At 32.2% G+C, this 17,669-nt stretch carries 17 protein-coding genes and 1 riboswitch; of the genes, 13 read left to right on the top strand and 4 right to left on the bottom strand.

Features of this window, described 5'->3' with window-relative positions; all coding sequences use genetic code 11:
• Window positions 1–161 precede the first annotated feature (161 nt).
• Complete coding sequence (locus tag BSD9I1_RS12465; protein ID WP_186430586.1) at window positions 162–437, top strand: DUF1294 domain-containing protein; 276 nt, start codon at window positions 162–164, stop codon at window positions 435–437.
• Between the two features lie 194 nt (window positions 438–631).
• A riboswitch (cyclic di-AMP (ydaO/yuaA leader) is annotated at window positions 632–756 on the top strand.
• A 3-nt stretch (window positions 757–759) separates the two neighbouring features.
• Window positions 760–1,488, top strand: coding sequence for a cell wall hydrolase (locus tag BSD9I1_RS12460; RefSeq protein ID WP_186430585.1), 729 nt, complete (start codon window positions 760–762; stop codon window positions 1,486–1,488).
• Window positions 1,489–2,136: 648 nt separating this feature from the next.
• Here the strand turns inward: BSD9I1_RS12460 and BSD9I1_RS12455 are convergent.
• The gene (locus tag BSD9I1_RS12455) at window positions 2,137–2,874 is read right to left on the bottom strand and encodes a DUF3298 and DUF4163 domain-containing protein (RefSeq protein WP_186430584.1); all 738 of its coding nucleotides are present in this window, start codon (window positions 2,872–2,874) and stop codon (window positions 2,137–2,139) included.
• A 223-nt stretch (window positions 2,875–3,097) separates the two neighbouring features.
• Between BSD9I1_RS12455 and amrA the strand changes: the two genes are divergently transcribed.
• Both amrA and amrS read left to right on the top strand, forming a co-directional pair.
• Entirely contained in the window at window positions 3,098–4,501 is a 1,404-nt protein-coding gene (gene amrA / locus BSD9I1_RS12450) for an AmmeMemoRadiSam system protein A (RefSeq protein WP_186430583.1), read from the top strand.
• A gap of 28 nt (window positions 4,502–4,529) precedes the next feature.
• Entirely contained in the window at window positions 4,530–5,504 is a 975-nt protein-coding gene (gene amrS / locus BSD9I1_RS12445; RefSeq protein ID WP_207653903.1) for an AmmeMemoRadiSam system radical SAM enzyme, read from the top strand.
• 42 nt (window positions 5,505–5,546) lie between these two features.
• Here amrS and BSD9I1_RS12440 read toward each other — a convergent pair whose 3' ends face one another.
• Window positions 5,547–5,717 (bottom strand): hypothetical protein, encoded by a 171-nt coding sequence (locus BSD9I1_RS12440; RefSeq protein WP_186430582.1) that lies wholly within the window; start codon window positions 5,715–5,717, stop codon window positions 5,547–5,549.
• A 419-nt stretch (window positions 5,718–6,136) separates the two neighbouring features.
• Here BSD9I1_RS12440 and BSD9I1_RS12435 point away from each other — a divergent pair, with 419 nt between their 5' ends.
• Window positions 6,137–7,873, top strand: coding sequence for an ABC transporter ATP-binding protein (locus BSD9I1_RS12435; protein ID WP_186430581.1), 1,737 nt, complete (start codon window positions 6,137–6,139; stop codon window positions 7,871–7,873).
• A gap of 624 nt (window positions 7,874–8,497) precedes the next feature.
• Here BSD9I1_RS12435 and BSD9I1_RS12430 read toward each other — a convergent pair.
• Together BSD9I1_RS12430 and BSD9I1_RS12425 are read right to left on the bottom strand one after the other, a co-directional pair.
• Window positions 8,498–9,259: a response regulator gene (locus tag BSD9I1_RS12430; protein ID WP_186430580.1), complete on the bottom strand. Its 762-nt coding sequence runs from the start codon at window positions 9,257–9,259 to the stop codon at window positions 8,498–8,500.
• Between the two features lie 22 nt (window positions 9,260–9,281).
• Window positions 9,282–10,493: a PocR ligand-binding domain-containing protein gene (locus BSD9I1_RS12425; RefSeq protein ID WP_186430579.1), complete on the bottom strand. Its 1,212-nt coding sequence runs from the start codon at window positions 10,491–10,493 to the stop codon at window positions 9,282–9,284.
• Between the two features lie 244 nt (window positions 10,494–10,737).
• Here BSD9I1_RS12425 and pduA point away from each other — a divergent pair, with 244 nt between their 5' ends.
• From pduA to BSD9I1_RS19025, 8 genes are all read left to right on the top strand, one after another.
• A complete protein-coding gene (gene pduA / locus BSD9I1_RS12420) occupies window positions 10,738–11,019 on the top strand; it encodes a propanediol utilization microcompartment protein PduA (RefSeq protein ID WP_035309034.1) in 282 nt (93 codons plus the stop codon).
• Window positions 11,020–11,118: 99 nt separating this feature from the next.
• A complete protein-coding gene (gene pduB / locus BSD9I1_RS12415; protein ID WP_186430776.1) occupies window positions 11,119–11,922 on the top strand; it encodes a propanediol utilization microcompartment protein PduB in 804 nt (267 codons plus the stop codon).
• Window positions 11,923–11,939: 17 nt separating this feature from the next.
• Window positions 11,940–13,604: a propanediol/glycerol family dehydratase large subunit gene (locus BSD9I1_RS12410; RefSeq protein WP_186430578.1), complete on the top strand. Its 1,665-nt coding sequence runs from the start codon at window positions 11,940–11,942 to the stop codon at window positions 13,602–13,604.
• Window positions 13,605–13,621: 17 nt separating this feature from the next.
• The gene (locus BSD9I1_RS12405; RefSeq protein ID WP_186430577.1) at window positions 13,622–14,290 is read left to right on the top strand and encodes a propanediol/glycerol family dehydratase medium subunit; all 669 of its coding nucleotides are present in this window, start codon (window positions 13,622–13,624) and stop codon (window positions 14,288–14,290) included.
• A 10-nt stretch (window positions 14,291–14,300) separates the two neighbouring features.
• Entirely contained in the window at window positions 14,301–14,828 is a 528-nt protein-coding gene (locus BSD9I1_RS12400) for a diol dehydratase small subunit (protein ID WP_186430576.1), read from the top strand.
• A gap of 13 nt (window positions 14,829–14,841) precedes the next feature.
• Complete coding sequence (locus BSD9I1_RS12395) at window positions 14,842–16,668, top strand: diol dehydratase reactivase subunit alpha (RefSeq protein WP_186430575.1); 1,827 nt, start codon at window positions 14,842–14,844, stop codon at window positions 16,666–16,668.
• Complete coding sequence (locus tag BSD9I1_RS12390) at window positions 16,665–17,117, top strand: glycerol dehydratase reactivase beta/small subunit family protein (protein WP_186430574.1); 453 nt, start codon at window positions 16,665–16,667, stop codon at window positions 17,115–17,117. The genes BSD9I1_RS12395 and BSD9I1_RS12390 overlap by 4 nt, the downstream gene beginning before the upstream one ends.
• Window positions 17,117–17,668, top strand: coding sequence for a BMC domain-containing protein (locus tag BSD9I1_RS19025; protein ID WP_186430573.1), 552 nt, complete (start codon window positions 17,117–17,119; stop codon window positions 17,666–17,668). The genes BSD9I1_RS12390 and BSD9I1_RS19025 overlap by 1 nt, the downstream gene beginning before the upstream one ends.
• The last annotated feature ends 1 nt before the right edge of the window (window position 17,669 follow it).

Here is a 17,669-nt window from a genome sequence, read left to right as displayed (position 1 = left end):
TAAATTATTTTAAATTCAGATAACTTCTAAATGGACTAAGACATATTTTTATAAAAAGTGATATAATTATAAATAGATACAGGAGACGTTCTAATAGTTTACTGATTTATACTAAAAATTAAGATTACTAATAGATATTCAAATCATATAAGGAGATATATATGTATTATATTTATATTTTTATAGTCATAAACATAATAAGTCACTCACTTATGGGGTGGGATAAGTACTGTGCAAGAAAGGATAAATGGAGAGTGTCTGAAAAGGTGTTATTTGGATGGGCATTTTTATTTGGAGGTACTGGAGCGTACCTGGGAATGAAGATATTTCATCATAAAACTTTGCATAATAAGTTCAGATACGGCTTTCCAACTCTTATGATTATGCAGTGGGTTTTGATTATAAGTTTTTTATTAAAATACCATATTATATTTTAATAAGAATGATTTATTTAAAGAGGCATTTATGTAAATGTCTCTTTATTTTAGCAAAAAACTTATATAAAATTTAAGTTTTTGGATATATTTTATTAGGAAGATATACTGTAAACAATACCAGTAAAATCAATGGGGTAAGGCCGTATACCAGTAATTTCATATAGACAACTTGTATAATAGACTATAAAATGTAACTTACAAAGATGCCGAATCTCCTTTATGGAGTACGGGGGATATCCTATGGGGTGAATCTTTTTAAAGTAGGGTACCTCTAACCCGAACCCGTCAACTAACCTCGGAGGCAAAATGGAGGTATAAAATTATGAAAAAATTAAAGGTATTTGCTTTATCTATGATTTTAGTTTTAGGATTAAGTGTTGTGATTTATAATACTAATGATAAAATGGCTAATAGTCAGGAGAAGAAATATCAAAATCAAGAAATGGTAACATTGTCTAATAATGAAGACAATACGCATAAGGCAGTTAATGAAGATAAGGAAAATACAAATTTAAAAACTGTAAGATTTAATAATGCAGATGAATCTGGAAATGTAGATAAGAATAAGGGGCAAAATGTAAATAGTTCAAATAAGAGGAATGCTAAAACAGTTAGTACAGTTTCAAAAGCACAACCAAAGGCAAAAGCATCAAATAAGGTTACTGCAAGTAGAGGAAATCTTAAGGCAGCTATATCATATAATGCAAAAGAGTTAGATCTTCTTGCAAGACTTGTTAGAGCAGAAGCAGGGGGAGAATCTTATAGTGCACAGGTGGCTGTAGCAGCAGTAGTTATAAATAGAGTTAAAAGCTCAAAGTTTCCAAATACGATAACTGCAGTTATAAACAGTAACAATCAATTTACACCAGTACAAAATGGACAAATTAATAAACCTGCAACAGATGCTAATAAAAAAGCAGTACAGGAAGCCTTATATGGAAAAGATCCAAGTAATGGTGCATTGTTTTTTTATGATACAAGTTGTACAAGTAAATGGTTATTGTCCAAGCCTGTAAAAGCTAAGATAGGTAAAATGGTTTACGCATATTAGAAATAAGACGGCATTTTAATGTTGAACGTACCGTATGGATTCTGCATTTAAGAAAGCGGTTCGCTGTGCAGAAAAGCTCTAATATTTCAGAATTTAAATCACCTAAACTTTTTAAACTCGCTGTCGCTCAGACAGTAAAAAGTTCTTAACGGTGATTTAAATTCTGAAATAAAGAGCTTCTAATGCTTGCTCAATGCTTTCTACAATGCAGAACCCATACTCTATGTCCAACATTAAAAATATCATTTAGGCTTACCTAACTAAAGGAGGAAATTTCGCTTTGGCGAAAGTTCCTTTTAAATTAACACTTATCAAAGGGCTGGTAGGCCCTCATACCGATAGGTCGTAAAATATTAATCATTCTATTTTTTATTAAAAGTGTTTTAGAAATTCAGTTGACTGAATTTCTTCCTTCGGTAGTTTACATCAAGAATTTTTTAATGCTCTGGAGCATAGAATTTTCATCGTAGAAGGCATTGAATGAGCCTTAGAACGACTTTATTTATAAATTTAAAATACCGTTAAGAGCCACCTACTGTCTGAGCAATAGCGAGTTTAGGCGGCTTAGGGATTTTAAATTTATAAATATTAGTGGTTCTCGGCGAAATGAACGCCTTCCTAGATAAAAATTCTATACGACCCAGAGCATTAAAAATATCGTAATTTCCTTAGAGGAATTGGAAATTCTTGAATGCCTAATACATAGGGACCTATTTCATAAGGTTGAAAGTAAATTACAAGGTTACTACCATCAATATAAAAAGGTTGAGTATTACTTATAGTTTTAAATTCTGTTATTGGAATAGCTCCAGGAACAGAATTTTTTTTGTTTATTTGAAGCTGTATTTCCTTATTAATTAAGTCAATGTAATTTGTGGTTGGCTTAAATAATTTTCCTAAAGTAATGTTTTCACTAGTCTTTAAGTTGAAATTATAAGGTAGTTTATATGAAATGCCGTGAGCGCCGCCAGTATATTCGTAATACATAATAGTAAGGCTTAAGAATGAGGCATTTGCATAATGAACATCATAAGTTGTTTGTACAGTATAAGGGTTAGTTAAGATGCTACTGTTCATATCAGTTTTAGCAAGTTTTTCTGTTTTATTTTTAAGATCACAAATAGAATTTAATATATATTTATTTATTTTATCTTGAATATTTTTGTCCTTTAAATTATTTAATGTAGGTATATTCAAATCCACTTCAATATAATCTTCCTTGTAATTTATCTTTGTAGTGCTTATAGGTGTATTATTTGTATCATATAAAAGCGTAGAACTTGATTTTAGTTTTGCGGAATGGGCATTAACAGGATGAATGACATTTATGATTAAACTTAACAAAGTTAGTATTAAGGCAGAAAATACAAGTAAAGATTTTTTCATTTAATCACCTCAAAAGTTACGTCTTCATAAGTTAGCATTTGTCTTATTAGATTTATTATGTATGTATAATATTCATGATTTGCAAAAATAATGGTTAAATTATGATTATTAATACACTGTAATTCTCTAAGATATTTTTGAATTAAATTATAGTGTTTAAATATGAGTAGTTTAGAGAAATATATTAGTACATAGTGAATTTTATATTAAGGAGAGAATATAAATGGGTAAAATTTTATCACATTACATAATGCCGCATCCACCTATTGCTGTAGCGGAGGTAGGAAAAGGGGAAGAAAAAAAGATCCAAAAGACCATAGATGCATGTATTGAAATTTCAAAGGATATAGCAGAAAAAAAGCCTAAAACTATAATTATAATTACTCCTCATGGACCGCTTTTTAGAGATGCTGTGGCAATAATGAATTCAGAGAGTATAGAAGGGGACTTTAGGAATTTTAATACCCCAAATGTAAGTTTTCAAGTAAATATAGATAGAGAAACATCAAACAATCTATTAAAGAATTTGGGTAATGAGGATATAATGTCTGTAGCTATAGATGAAATAAATTCTAGCTTATATGATATAGAATTAGAATTAGACCATGGTGTTATGGTTCCGCTGTATTTTATAAATAAAAATTATAAAAATTACAAATTAGTACATATAACATATGGATTATTATCCTCAGAAGAACTTTATAAAGTAGGTAAGATAATTAAAAGTACTGTAGAGAGTTCTTCCATAGATGCGGTTTTAATAGCCTCAGGTGACTTATCTCATAAATTAAGCGAAGAGAGTCCCTATGGATATGCAAAGGAAGGACCAGAATTTGATGATAAAATAATAACGCTTTTAGAAAGTGGAGATGTAAAAGAAATTTTCAATTTGAATAGCAATATGTGTGAAGTTGCTGGAGAGTGTGGACTTAGATCTTTTTATATTTTACTTGGAACATTGTATGATAAAAAAATACAAGGGAAACTTCTTTCTTACGAAGGACCTTTTGGAATAGGGTATGGAGTAATGAAAATAGAAGCAGTAGGGGATGAAGAAAGGGATATCCTAAAGGAATTAGAAACAAAAAAAGAAGAAAAATTAAAGAAGATAAAGGATAGAGAAAGTGAATATGTAAAACTTGCTAGAAAAAGCATTGAAGGGTATATAAGAAATAAAAAATATATTGAGATTCCTGAAGATTTACCTGAGGAAATGTTAAAAGAAAAAAGAGGAGTATTTATTTCTCTAAAAAAGAATGGAGATCTTAGGGGATGTATTGGTACAACAGCGCCTACAACAAATAATATAGTAGAAGAGATAATAAAAAATGCAGTGGAGGCAGCGGTAGGAGATCCAAGATTTGCTCCCTTACAAGAAAAGGAATTAGATGAAATTATATATTCTGTTGATGTGCTTATGCCTGCGGAGGATACTAAGAGGGAAGACTTAGATCCTAAAAAGTATGGGGTAATAGTAAATAGTGGATATAAGGGAGCTTTATTACTTCCAGACCTTGAGGGAATAGATACTGTGGAAGAGCAATTAGATGTGGTACTCAAAAAAGCGGGCATAAATTCTGGGGAACAATACTCTCTGCAAAGATTTGAAGTATTAAGGTATAGGTAATCTTTGAAAGGTAAAGGGGGCAGAAAGCGTGCTTAAGGAAGCTATGTTTTATAAAAAAATAGATAATGATTACGTTATATGTAATTTGTGTCCTCATAACTGTCATATAAAAGATGGAGGGAGAGGACTATGTGGGCCTAGAAAGGTTCATGATGGAAAGCTATACAATTCAAATTATGGAGAAATAAGTTCTATTTCTTTGGATCCTATAGAAAAGAAGCCATTATATCACTATAAATCAGGAAGTTATATACTTTCTGTAGGAAGCTTTGGATGTAATTTTAAATGTGGGTTTTGTCAAAACTATAGTATTTCTCAACATAACGTAGATACTAGATACTTGGAGCCTGAGGATTTGATAAATTTAGCCCTTGAGCAGAAAAACAACGTAGGAATCGCTTTTACTTATAATGAGCCTTCAATATGGTATGAGTATATATGGGATGTAAGCAAGAAAGCTGTAGATAAAAATATAGATATAGTTCTTGTAAGTAATGGATACATTAGTAAAGAACCATTAAATGAATTATTGCCTTATATATCTGCGATAAATATAGACCTTAAAGCATTTAAGGATGAGTATTATAAGGATGTTTGTAAGGGGAATATCAAGGAGGTACTAGAAAATATAAAGCTCTGCAGTGAAAAAACTCATGTGGAAATAACTACACTGCTTGTAAATGGATATAATGATTCGGAAGAAGAAGTTGAAGAGTTATGTAAATGGATAGCATCTGTTGATAAAAATATTCCAGTACATTTTTCTAGATATTTTCCTTCATATCAATTTAAAGAAGAACCAACTCCTGTTGAAAGAGTTTTAAAGGCAAAAGAAGTAGGAGATAAATATTTAAACTATGTGTATATTGGTAATGTACCTGGAATAAATAATAATACTTATTGTCCTAAGTGTAATGAGCTAGTAATTAAAAGAGAAGGATATGAAATTAAAGACTGGAGAGCCAATGGAAAATGTAAAAATTGTGATTTCAATATAAAATAAATACAAAATGGGCAGTGGAGCCGATCTCCACCACCCATTTTATTAATTATTATGAGAAAGTTTAGAGCGTTTTGTGTATTTTTTACCAATAGAATGAGCTCCAATTTTTTCTCCATTTTCTATACCGATTTTAGCTCCATCCCGTGGATACATTTTTCTAAGTTCTGCATTGGTTTTAACATCGGTTTTTAAATGGCTTTTATTATTATCCATAGTATCTCCTGAAATAATCAGGATTCACCATCCTTTCTCCATCAAAGATTTCTATAAATTAAGCCAGGAAAATCTCAATGAATTGAGATATAATGATTTATAAGAAATCAAAGATTTTTATAAATCATGCAAAGATAGGCTAATTATATTTTTACCTTTAATATAAAGTAATATACTGAATATAAGTTTGTAAATATTGTACAAATTTATCTGTAATTAAATATTGAAAAAATTAATTATAGATAAAAAATATGTAGAATATTATGTTGATAAATAGCAAATAAAATGTTATCTTAGTTTGTATATCAATTGATTATTAGGTTCATGTAGAGTTTGATTATATGAGATATTCTTTATATAAACCTTAGCAATGATAGTGTTTGAGTAAAACTATAGGTAAAGAAAGGAGATTATAATTAATGAAAACTTTAAAGAAATTTATAAGTTACTATAAGCCATATAAAAAAATGTTTTATATGGATATGCTTTGTGCATTTACGTTATCGCTTATAGATTTAATGTTCCCTATTATCGTCAGCTTCATGCTAAACAATGTATATATAAAAGAAAGAAGTGAGATATTAAAGTATATAACTTTAATTGGTACAGGCTTACTTTTAATGTATATAGTGAGATATTTTTGTCAATACTATATAACTTCTTGGGGACATATTATGGGTGCAAGAATGGAGGCTGATATGAGAAGCGATATATTCAGCCACCTACAGAGATTATCATTTTCTTATTATGATAATACAAATACAGGAAAACTTATGTCTAGAATAGTTACAGATTTATTTGATATATCAGAGCTTGCTCATCATGGACCTGAGGATTTATTTATATCTTTGCTTAAAATTGTCGGTTCTTTTATGATACTTATGAGTATTGATGCAAGGATAACAATTATATTATTATTTATAACTCTATTTATGATATATTCTTCACTTTTTTATAATAAAAAAATGAGAGCAGTATTTAAGAGTAATAAAGAAAAGATAGCAAATGTAAATGCTCAAATTCAAGATAGCCTTTCAGGTATAAGAGTTGTAAAGTCATTCTCAAATGAAGAGATAGAAAATAAGAAATTTGAAATAGGAAACGATGCTTTTTTACAAACAAAGGAGAATAGTTACACTATTATGGGAAAATTCTTTAGTATGAATGGATTTTTCCAAGGGATACTATATCTTTCAGTAGTGATTTTTGGAGGTATATTTATAAGTAATGGAAGTTTTCAAGCTAAAGATCTAATGGTTTATATTCTATATATAAATATTTTCCTTAATCCTATAGACAAGCTTGTAAACTTTACAGAACAATATCAGAAAGGAATAACTGGCTTTGAAAGATTTTTAGAAGTTATTAACACACACCCAGATATTATAGACAAAAAGGATGCTATAGAGTTAGAGAATCCAAAAGGAGAAATTATTCTTGAAAATGTATCCTTTAGCTACGATAATAGAAATTCAGTTCTCAAAGATATTAATATATCTATGGAAGCAGGAAAAACAGTTGCGATTGTAGGGCCTTCAGGAAGTGGTAAAACTACTTTTTGCAGTATAATACCAAGATTTTATGAAGTAGATGAAGGGTCAGTAAAAATAGACGGTATTGATATTAGAGATATTAAGATAAAATCCCTTAGAAGTAATATAGGTATTGTTCAACAAGATGTATATATGTTTGCAGGAACAATTAAGGAAAACATTGCATATGGCGATACGAATGCTACTGATGAACAAATAATTGAAGCAGCTAAAATGGCAAATGCACATGAATTTATAATGGGACTTGAAGAAGGATATGATACTTATGTAGGAGAGAGAGGAGTCAAGCTATCTGGCGGACAAAAGCAGAGAATATCAATAGCCAGAGTTTTCTTAAAGAATCCTCAGATACTAATATTGGACGAGGCGACATCTGCTCTTGACAATGAGAGTGAGAGACTAATACAAAGATCATTAGAACTTCTTTCCAAGAATCGTACAACTATTGTAATTGCTCATAGATTAAGTACTATAAGGAATGCAGATGAGATAATTGTTCTTACTGATGAAGGTGTAAAAGAAAGAGGGAATCATGATGAACTTATGAATAAAAAAGGTGAATACATGAATCTTTACAATATGCAGTTTGATCAAGTTTCATAAATAAAGAAAATTCCGATGTTTTTAATGCTCTGGATCGTATGGAATTTTCATCTAAGAAGGCGTTCATTTCGCCAAGAACGGCTAATATTTATAAATTCAAAATCCCTAAGCCGCCTAAACTCGCTGTCGCTCAGACAGTAGACGGCTCTTAACGGTATTTTAAATTTATAAATAAAGCCGTTCTAAGGCTCATTCAATGCCTTCTACGATGAAAATTCTATGCTTCCAGAGCATTAAAAAATTCTTCATGTGAACTGCTAAAGGAAGAAATTCAGCTAACTGAATTTCTAAGATATTTTAGAAATTAACACAGAAAGATCTTTTAGGGCGGCAGCCTGGGAACGTTATAAGAACTTATGCTAAATTAAATGAGCAACTTAATTTATAAATTGAAGATAAGGTAGTACAATAAAAGATTCCTGATAAAAAATAGAATAATTAATAGTTTACGACCTATCGGTCTGCGGGTTTCCCAGCCCTTTGATAAGTGTCAATTTATTAAAAGGAACTTTCGCCAAAGCGAAATTCCATACGGACCCGTTCAACATTAAAAATAAGCCGTCTTATTTCTACTAAATGACATTACAAATTATATGATTAAAACTTAATGGCAATTACTAAGTATCAAGGCATTTCTAAATCAAGAGGATGCCTTTTTTCATTTAGTCTATATTTATGGGGAGAAACTCCTTCGTACTTCATAAAGACTTTAGAAAAGTATGCAGAATCTACATAGCCAATATCAAGAGAAATTCTGCTTATACTTTTACTTGTAGACACCAATAGCCGTTTGGCTTCTTTTATGCGCAGCTTAGTTAAGTATTCTATAAAGTTTACACCGGTACTATTTTTGAAATATCTGCTAAAATAATGGGAAGTTAAATGAACATGTTCTGATACGGATTCCAAAGTAATATTTTCACTAAAATTTTTATTTATAAATTTTAGTGCCTCATGAATAGAATCTCTATCATTAGATGAATCACTGAAAGAATTAAGATTTGCATCTTCATTTTTCAATAAGTATATAGCTTTATTTAGAGATTCTTTAAGTTCATCTGGTTTAACAGGCTTTAATATGTAATCAACTACACCAAGCTTAATAGCGCTTTGAGCAAAGCTAAAGTTGTCGTAAGCAGTTAAAATAATTGTTTTTATATTTGGTAGAAATTTAATAATTGATTTTTGCGCTTCTAATCCATTTTTTTCGGGCATTTTAATATCCATAATGATTATGTGAGGCTTGCATTTTCTTGATAACTGTACAGCTTCATCCCCAGTTTTAGCATCTTCAATTATTTCTAAATTAGCAAAACTTTTTTTAAGGATAAATCTCATGGTTTTACGTTCAAAAGCTTCATCATCAGCAATTAATAGCTTATACATAATTAAAACGCCTCCCGATATATTAATTAATAAGAGGCACTGTAATATAAACTGTAGTTCCAGTGCCCAGAGAACTCTCCATTTTAATTTTATATTTAGATCCAAAATAATATGTTAATCTATCCTGAACAATTTTCATACCTATACAATTTCTGCTGGAAGAGGAATTTATATTTTGAATTAGCGTATTTAAATTTTCACTGCTCATACCAATTCCATCATCACTTATTTTAATTAAAACATCTTTGTTTGGTAATATCTTTCCGGAGATTGTTATCTTGCCAGGGTTTTTCTTAGGTTCTAAACCATGTATGATAGCATTTTCAATAATAGGCTGTAATGTCATAACTGGAACTTTATATTTTAATATCTCATCAGAAATTTTTATATCAAAACTAAGTTTATCACTATATCTTACTGATTCAATAAATAAGTATTTTCTTATACTTTCTAATTCAGCGCCTATTTCAACCATGTCTTCAGAATTTTTAATGCCATATCTTAATAAATCAGAAAGAGCATATATAAGGTCAGCTGTGTTTTGAGAATTTTCCATAAGAGCCATGCCAGCAATAGTATTTAATGTATTAAATAAAAAGTGCGGATTAACTTTAGATTGAAGGGCCTTGAACTGAGTATCCTTAGCTAACTCCTGGTATTTCATTTTTTCCTCTGTTTCTTTAAGTAGGTGAAAATGTGTTATAGTTGCAACACCCATTTCTGTAATCAAATTAGCAAATAAGGAAAGAAAGTCAGCAGAATCTATCAATGCATCATACTCAACAACCTTCACTTCATTTAAAGCATCTTGAAGTTTTTCAATTGGAATACTTGTAACCTCTGAAAGCTCTTTTATGTTAACAGAATTTTTATTTTTCCCTTCTTTGATCATTACTTGTCCACAAAGCATGCAACCAAAATAAGTGTTATTTACAATGATTGGAGCAGATAAATCTGTAAGCCCAGCATGACAGGTATAAATTATGGGTTGTTTTGATAACATAGATCTCAACCCGCCTTCTGCATCGCAGGTAATGCATCTAGAGCAGCCTATTTTTGAATCCCTAAGTACATTGCAAAATTTTGAAAAATTACTAGGTGCTGTTACTGGAGTTCCAAACTTATCAACTGTTATAGAAGATAAGCCTGTCATTTTGGAGAATTTATCCTGTATATTCTGAAGAGAAGGTATATCTATAATTTTATCTAACGTATATTGATTCAAATTTTCCATAAAATCACCCCCATAAGCTTAATAATCAGCATAAAATAATTATATCATTTAAATCAAATTATTAACAATAATGTAAATAAGATATATTACTGAATGTAAAAAAAGTACAAAAATAAGTTAAAAAATTACATATTTACAAGGGTTATATAAACCATAAAACAAGCAAAATATTCTGTAAATTTGTTTTGATAATATTATAGAATAGATATTGGTAAGATAAATTTTTATTTTAGGAGGTATTTTTATGGGACAAGAAGCGTTGGGAATGGTTGAGACAAAGGGATTAGTTGCTGCAATTGAAGCCGCTGATTCTATGGTAAAGGCTGCCAATGTTGCACTTATAGGATATGAAAAAATAGGATCAGGATTAGTTACTGTTATGGTTAGAGGGGACGTAGGAGCAGTAAAGGCTGCTACGGATGCTGGTGCTGCTTCAGCTAAGAGAGTTGGAGAAGTTATATCAATTCATGTAATTCCAAGACCACACACAGATGTAGAAAAAATATTACCTAAGTTATCAGAATAATAAGCTTAAGGGGTAATTGATATGAATGATGAAATTATTGAAAAGGTTTTAATTGAGATTAGAAAGCATTTAGATTTACAAAATGTAGACAGTGAGCAAATGAGTAAAATTATTGAATCCACAGCTTCAAAAATAATAGAGCAAGAAATTAGTAGAGAAAGTCAAGAAAATAGTATTGTAGAAGGTAAAGAGGAGGTACAAGTTATGAGTGCACCGTCAGCAGTAACAGAATATGTGGGAGCAGCAAGGGGAGACACCGTTGGATTAGTTATAGCTAACGTAGATTACAGTCTTCATGAAAGTATGAAATTAGATAAAAAATATCGTTCTATAGGAATAATTAGCTCAAGAACAGGAGCAGGTCCTCAAATAATGGCAGCAGATGAAGCTGTAAAAGCTACTAATACTGAAGTAGTGAGCATAGAGCTTGCAAGAGATACAAAAGGTGGAGCAGGACATGGCTCATTAATAATTCTAGCAGCTGAAGATGTATCAGATGCTAGAAGGGCTGTGGAAGTAGCTCTAGCACAACTGGATAGAACCTTTGGCGATGTTTATGGATGTGATGTAGGACATCTTGAACTTCAATATACTGCAAGAGCTAGTTTAGCACTAGAAAAAGCATTTGGTGCACCTATTGGGAAGGCTTTTGGAATAATTGTAGGAGCTCCAGCTGGAATTGGTGTAGTAATGGCAGATGCAGCAATGAAAACAGCCAACGTAGAAATGGTTACCTATGCAAGTCCTAATGCAGGTACAGCTCATTCTAATGAGGTTATAATAACTATTACTGGAGATTCTGGTGCTGTAAGACAATCTGTAATAGCAGCTAGAGAAGTGGGCCTTTCAATTTTAAGATCAATGGGACAAGATCCTAAAACTGATACCAAGCCATATATTTAACAGAAGGTGGTGTTACTGTGAAAAGATCTAAGAGATTTGAAATATTAGAAAATAAACCTGTGCATAACGATGGGTTTGTTAAGGAATGGCCAGAAGTTGGGCTTATAGCTGTAGACAGTCCTAGCGACCCAAAGGCAAGTGTAAAGGTTGAAAATGGAAAGATAGTTGAAATGGATGGGAAGAAAAGGGAAGACTTTGATTTTATAGATGTATTCTTAGCAGACCATTCCATTAATATAAAAAATACAGAGAAAGCAATGGCTATGGATTCGCTTGAAATAGCTAGAATGCTTACGGATATAAATGTTTCAAGAGATGACATTATAGATATAACTACTGCGTTAACTCCTGCAAAGCTTGTAGAAATAGTAGACAAATTAAATGTAGTTGAAATGATGATGGCACTTCAAAAGATGAGAGCAAGAAGAACTCCATCAAATCAATGCCATGTCACTAATGTACGTGATAATCCAGTGCAGATTGCTGCAGATGCAGCAGAGTCAGCTCTAAGAGGCTTTGATGAAATGGAAACTACAGTAGGTATAGTAAGATATGCACCTTTTAATGCTCTTTCACTTTTAGTAGGAGCTCAAACTGGAAGAGGCGGAGTATTAACACAGTGTGCATTAGAAGAAGCTACAGAGCTTAGATTAGGAATGCTTGCTTATACAGCCTATGCAGAAACTATTTCTGTATATGGAACTGAGCAGGTATTTGTAGATGGTGATGACACACCTTGGTCAAAATCCTTCTTGGCATCAGCTTATGCATCAAGAGGTCTTAAGATGAGATTTACATCAGGTACAGGCTCTGAAGTTCAAATGGGATATGCAGATGGCAAATCAATGCTTTATCTTGAGGCAAGATGTATCATGATAACCAAGGGAGCAGGAGTTCAAGGATTACAAAATGGTTCTATTAGTTGTATAGGCGTTCCAGGTGCAGTACCAGGAGGTATAAGAGCGGTACTTGGTGAAAATCTCATTACCACTATGCTGGATATGGAAGTTGCATCAGGAAACGACCAAACCTTTACTCATTCTGACATAAGAAGAACTGCAAGAACTATGATGCAATTCTTACCGGGAACTGATTTTATATTCTCAGGATATAGTGCTACACCAAATTATGATAACATGTTTGCAGGCTCAAACTTTGATGCTGAAGATTATGATGATTATTTAGTTCTTCAAAGAGACTTGAAAGTAGATGGAGGCTTAAAACCAGTAAAAGAAGAGGATGTTATATCTATAAGAAATAAAGCAGCAAGAGCTCTACAAGCTGTGTTTAAAGAACTAGGACTACCAGCTATTACAGATGAAGAAGTAGAAGCTGCAACTTATGCTCATGGCAGTAATGATATGCCAAAGAGAAACGTAGTAGAAGATTTAAAGGCAGCCCAAGAACTGTTAAGTCGTGAGGTTACTGGCCTTGATATTGTTAAAGCACTTTACAAAGGCGGCTTCAAAGAAGTTGCGGAAAGAGTTTTAAAATTGTTGAAACAAAGAATAGTTGGAGACTATCTTCATGCATCATCTATATTTGATAAAGACTTTAACGTTGTAAGCGGTGTTAATGATAGAAATGATTACATGGGACCTGGAACAGGATACAGAGTTGAAGGTGAGAGATGGGAAGAAATAAAGAACATAACTCATGCTTTAGATCCTGACAAAATGTAACGGGGAGTGATTAGTATATGGTTAATTCAATGTCCAATGAGGAATTAATAGAACTAATAACAAAACAGGTTTTAAATCAATTAGCAAAAAATAATAGTTGTGAAGATGTGAAAGATGGTAATTCTGTTTCAAAAGTTGGAAGAATGAGTTTACAAGAAGTAGGGACTGCAGAGTATGGAAAGAGAAGTGATGAAGTTGTTATAGCACTTGCACCTTCCTTTGGAATACATCAAACAGAAACTATAGTTGGAATACCTCATGATGATGTTTTAAGAGAAGTTATGGCTGGTGTAGAAGAAGAAGGAATTACTCCAAGAGTAATAAGGGTTTTACGTACTTCTGATGTGGCATTTATGAGCCATGATGCTGCAAAAATAAGTGGTTCAGGTATTGGTATAGGTATCCAGTCAAAGGGTACAACAGTTATACATCAAAAAGACTTAGAACCATTAAATAACCTTGAGTTATTTTCTCAGGCTCCTTTAATAGACAGGGAGACTTTTAGAGCTATAGGTAAGAATGCAGCTAAGTACGCTAAAGGGGAATCTCCAGATCCAGTGCCTGTTAGAAATGATCAAATGGCAAGACCAAAATATCAAGCTAAAGCAGCGGTATTGCATATAAAAGAAACTGAGCATGTAGTAGCAAATGCTAAACCTATAGAATTAAAAGCAGTTTTCGAATAGGGGTGAAATTATGGATAATAATGTTTTAATAGAAGAAATAGTAAATCAAGTATTAAAGACTATGGGAAATTGTAAGGAGAAGTCAGTGGTGGAAGCTAAAACTATAGTTGAACAAACTAAAAGTGAAAAAAAGCTTACTCAAAGTGATTATCCTTTGGGACAAAAGAGAAAAGATCTTATAAAGACAAAAACAGGAAAAAGTTTAGAAGGCATAACTATTGAAGAAGTTTTGAATGGAAGTGTGACTCCAGAAGATATAAAAATAACTCCAGAGGTATTATTATATCAAGCTGAAATTGCAGAGTCCGTAGGAAGAAATCAATTTGCAACAAATTTAAGAAGAGCTGCTGAGTTAACATCAGTTCCAGATGCAAGAGTTCTTGAAATCTATAATGCACTAAGACCTTATAGATCAACAAAACAAGAACTTCTTGATATAGTGGATGAATTAGAAAACAAGTATAATGCAAAAATGAATGCAAGACTAGTTAGAGAAGCAGCTGAGATATATGAAAAGAGAGGTAGATTAAAAGTTTAGGTAGGTGGGACAAGTGAAGCTTGTGGCAGGAGTAGACATAGGAAATTCAACTACAGAAGTTGCTATTGCAGATATTAGTAATAAGTTAAATTTCATTACAAGCAGCATAGTTAAAACTACTGGAATTAAAGGAACAACAGACAATGTTGCTGGTGTACTTTTAGGACTAAAGGAAGCATGTAAAAATATAAATATTTCACTAGAAAACCTAGATGTTATTTGCATTAATGAAGCAACTCCAGTTATTGGTGATGTAGCTATGGAAACCATCACTGAAACCATAATTACAGAATCTACAATGATTGGACATAATCCAGATACTCCAGGAGGCATAGGAGTAGGAATAGGGAGAACGGTTTTTCTGGATGAATTGGAATATCTTCATAGTAATGAAGATGTGATTTGTATAATTCCAAAATCAACAAATTTTGAAATAGCAGCTAAAAAATTAAATGAAGCCTTTAATAAAAATATACAAATTACTGCTGCAGTAGCGCAGGGGGATGATGGAGTAATAATATCAAATAGACTAGTTAAGCAAATTCCTATTGTAGATGAAGTAGCCTATATTGATAAAGTTCCCATGGGCATGATTGCTGCAGTAGAAGTAGCAACGCCAGGAAGGACTATAAAGGTTTTATCTAATCCTTATGGACTTGCCACTGTCTTTAAACTTTCACCTGAAGAAACAAAACATATAATCCCAATTTCAAGGGCTCTTATTGGCAACAGGTCGGCTGTTGTTATAAGAACCCCTGAGGGGGATGTAAAGGAAAGGGTTATACCTGCAGGTAAACTTATTCTTATGGGAATTAAGCAAAGCAGGATCAGCATAGAAGAAGGGGCCTTAGCTATAATGAACAGTTTAGATAAGGTATGGCCTTTACAAGATGTAAGTGGAGAGCCCGGTACTAATGTAGGTGGAATGATAGAGAGAGTAAGACAAGTAATGAGTGAACTTACAAATCAGGATACAGAAGAAATTAAAATTCAGGATGTTTTAGCTGTGGATACATTTATACCACAAAAGGTTCAAGGGGGATTAGCAGAGGAATTTGCCTTAGAAAATGCTGTAGCTCTTGCAGCTATGGTAAAGACAAGTAAACTTCCTATGGAAAATATAGCTCAAAAATTAGAAAGTGAAACTAACGTAAAAGTTTTAATAGGTGGAGTAGAAGCAGGTATGGCAGTACTAGGAGCTTTAACTACCCCTGGAACTGATAAACCTCTTGTCATATTAGACATGGGAGGAGGTTCCACAGATTCAGCTTATATTGATAAAAATAATACTGTCAAGTCCATCCATCATGCTGGTGCAGGAGAAATGGTTACAATGCTTATAAAGTCTGAATTAGGTCTTGAGGACTATAATTTAGCGGAAGATATTAAAAAGTTTCCTCTTGCAAAAGTAGAAAGTCTTTTCAATATAAGATATGAAGATGGGAGTGTATGTTTCTTTCAGCAGCCTTTAGACTCAAATTTATTTGCAAGAAACATAGTGGTAAAAAAAGATGAAATGATTCCAATTCCTACTAAACATGCTATAGAAAAGATAAGAATGGTAAGAAGGGAAGCAAAAAGGAAGGTTTTTGTAACAAATGCCATTAGAGCATTAAAGGATATTGCACCTAATCATGACTTGAGAAGTATTGATTTTGTTGTGCTAGTAGGGGGATCTGCATTAGATTTTGAAGTTCCAGAAATGATATCAGACGAATTATCTCATTATGGAGTTGTCTGCGGCGGCGGCAATATAAGGGGAATTGAAGGACCTAGAAATGCTGTTGCTACAGGACTTGTAATTTCATATTACAATAGTTTGAGAGGTAATAACATATGATAGGAAGTAATGTAGAAAAGCCTGCTATCTTTGTAATAACGAATAATGCTGAAAAGGCAGTTGTAAAAGAACTTCTTGCAGGGATAGAAGAAGAAGGCATTCCTTATGATGTGAAAAATATAATTTTTAATGAAAGTAGTGTACTTAAGTATTTACACGAAGCATCCCAAAAATCAAGAATAGGGATAGCTGTTGCAATCATAAATAATAGAATAATACTTCAGCATAATAAATTAAGACAAGAAAAACCGCTTTTAGATATAAATTTAAATTTCTACGATAAAGAAGAAAAGGCACGAACAATAGGAGCCAATGCGGCAAGACTATATAAAGTAATGCCTCTTAAAGGTATAGATAATTTAGAAGATAAACTTAGAGAAAAAATTACAGAGACAGTGATATCTGTTTTGAAAAACTTTGATATAGAAATTCATAGGGAGGGATTTTAATGAATGGAGAAGCCCTCGGCATTATTGAAGTTATTGGAATGGCTGCGGCAATAGAGGCAGCGGATACTTGTGTAAAATCAGCAAATGTGGAACTAATCGGATACGAGCTAACAAAAGGCTCTGGACTTGTAACTATTAAGATAAAGGGAAATGTAGGAGCAGTTAAGGCAGCAATTGAAGCAGCAAAGATTAGTTCGAGCAAAGTCAATAAGGTATATGCATCAGTTGTTATACCAAGGCCAGCTAAAAGCTTAGAGAGTATTATTGAATCTAATATGACTATAGGAATTGAACTTAATAAAAGCGAAGTAAAAGAAAATGTAAAAGATGATATTGAAAGTAACGTTGAAGATACTCAGGAATGTGATAGTGAAAGTGTACAGCATGTTGAAAGTATCTCATTTGAAGATAATAAGGATGATAGTAAAGAAGAACTTGAACTTATGGAAGATGAGGAAAATGAGGATATATGTAATATATGCCATGACCCAAAATGTTCAAGAAGAAAAGGACAATCAAGAGGTTTATGTATTCATCATAAACAAATTTGAA

Source organism: Clostridium sp. BSD9I1, assembly GCF_900185645.1.
Classification (GTDB): Bacteria; Bacillota; Clostridia; order Clostridiales; family Clostridiaceae; genus Clostridium_AK.
The sequence above is the reverse complement of the archived record's forward strand: the minus strand, read 5'-3'. Positions and strand labels throughout refer to the sequence as shown.

Excerpts from the sequence above, each read along its gene's own strand:
- BSD9I1_RS12430 (WP_186430580.1), bottom strand. The coding sequence starts at position 9,259 with ATGTATAAGCTATTAATTGCTGATGATGAAGCTTTTGAACGTAAAACC.
- BSD9I1_RS12455 (WP_186430584.1), bottom strand. The coding sequence starts at position 2,874 with ATGAAAAAATCTTTACTTGTATTTTCTGCCTTAATACTAACTTTGTTA.
- amrA (WP_186430583.1), top strand. The coding sequence starts at position 3,098 with ATGGGTAAAATTTTATCACATTACATAATGCCGCATCCACCTATTGCT.
- BSD9I1_RS12390 (WP_186430574.1), top strand. The coding sequence starts at position 16,665 with ATGATAGGAAGTAATGTAGAAAAGCCTGCTATCTTTGTAATAACGAAT.
- BSD9I1_RS12440 (WP_186430582.1), bottom strand. The coding sequence starts at position 5,717 with ATGGATAATAATAAAAGCCATTTAAAAACCGATGTTAAAACCAATGCA.
- BSD9I1_RS12405 (WP_186430577.1), top strand. The coding sequence starts at position 13,622 with ATGGTTAATTCAATGTCCAATGAGGAATTAATAGAACTAATAACAAAA.
- pduA (WP_035309034.1), top strand. The coding sequence starts at position 10,738 with ATGGGACAAGAAGCGTTGGGAATGGTTGAGACAAAGGGATTAGTTGCT.
- BSD9I1_RS12435 (WP_186430581.1), top strand. The coding sequence starts at position 6,137 with ATGAAAACTTTAAAGAAATTTATAAGTTACTATAAGCCATATAAAAAA.
- pduB (WP_186430776.1), top strand. The coding sequence starts at position 11,119 with ATGAGTAAAATTATTGAATCCACAGCTTCAAAAATAATAGAGCAAGAA.
- BSD9I1_RS19025 (WP_186430573.1), top strand. The coding sequence starts at position 17,117 with ATGAATGGAGAAGCCCTCGGCATTATTGAAGTTATTGGAATGGCTGCG.
- BSD9I1_RS12465 (WP_186430586.1), top strand. The coding sequence starts at position 162 with ATGTATTATATTTATATTTTTATAGTCATAAACATAATAAGTCACTCA.
- BSD9I1_RS12425 (WP_186430579.1), bottom strand. The coding sequence starts at position 10,493 with ATGGAAAATTTGAATCAATATACGTTAGATAAAATTATAGATATACCT.
- BSD9I1_RS12400 (WP_186430576.1), top strand. The coding sequence starts at position 14,301 with ATGGATAATAATGTTTTAATAGAAGAAATAGTAAATCAAGTATTAAAG.
- BSD9I1_RS12460 (WP_186430585.1), top strand. The coding sequence starts at position 760 with ATGAAAAAATTAAAGGTATTTGCTTTATCTATGATTTTAGTTTTAGGA.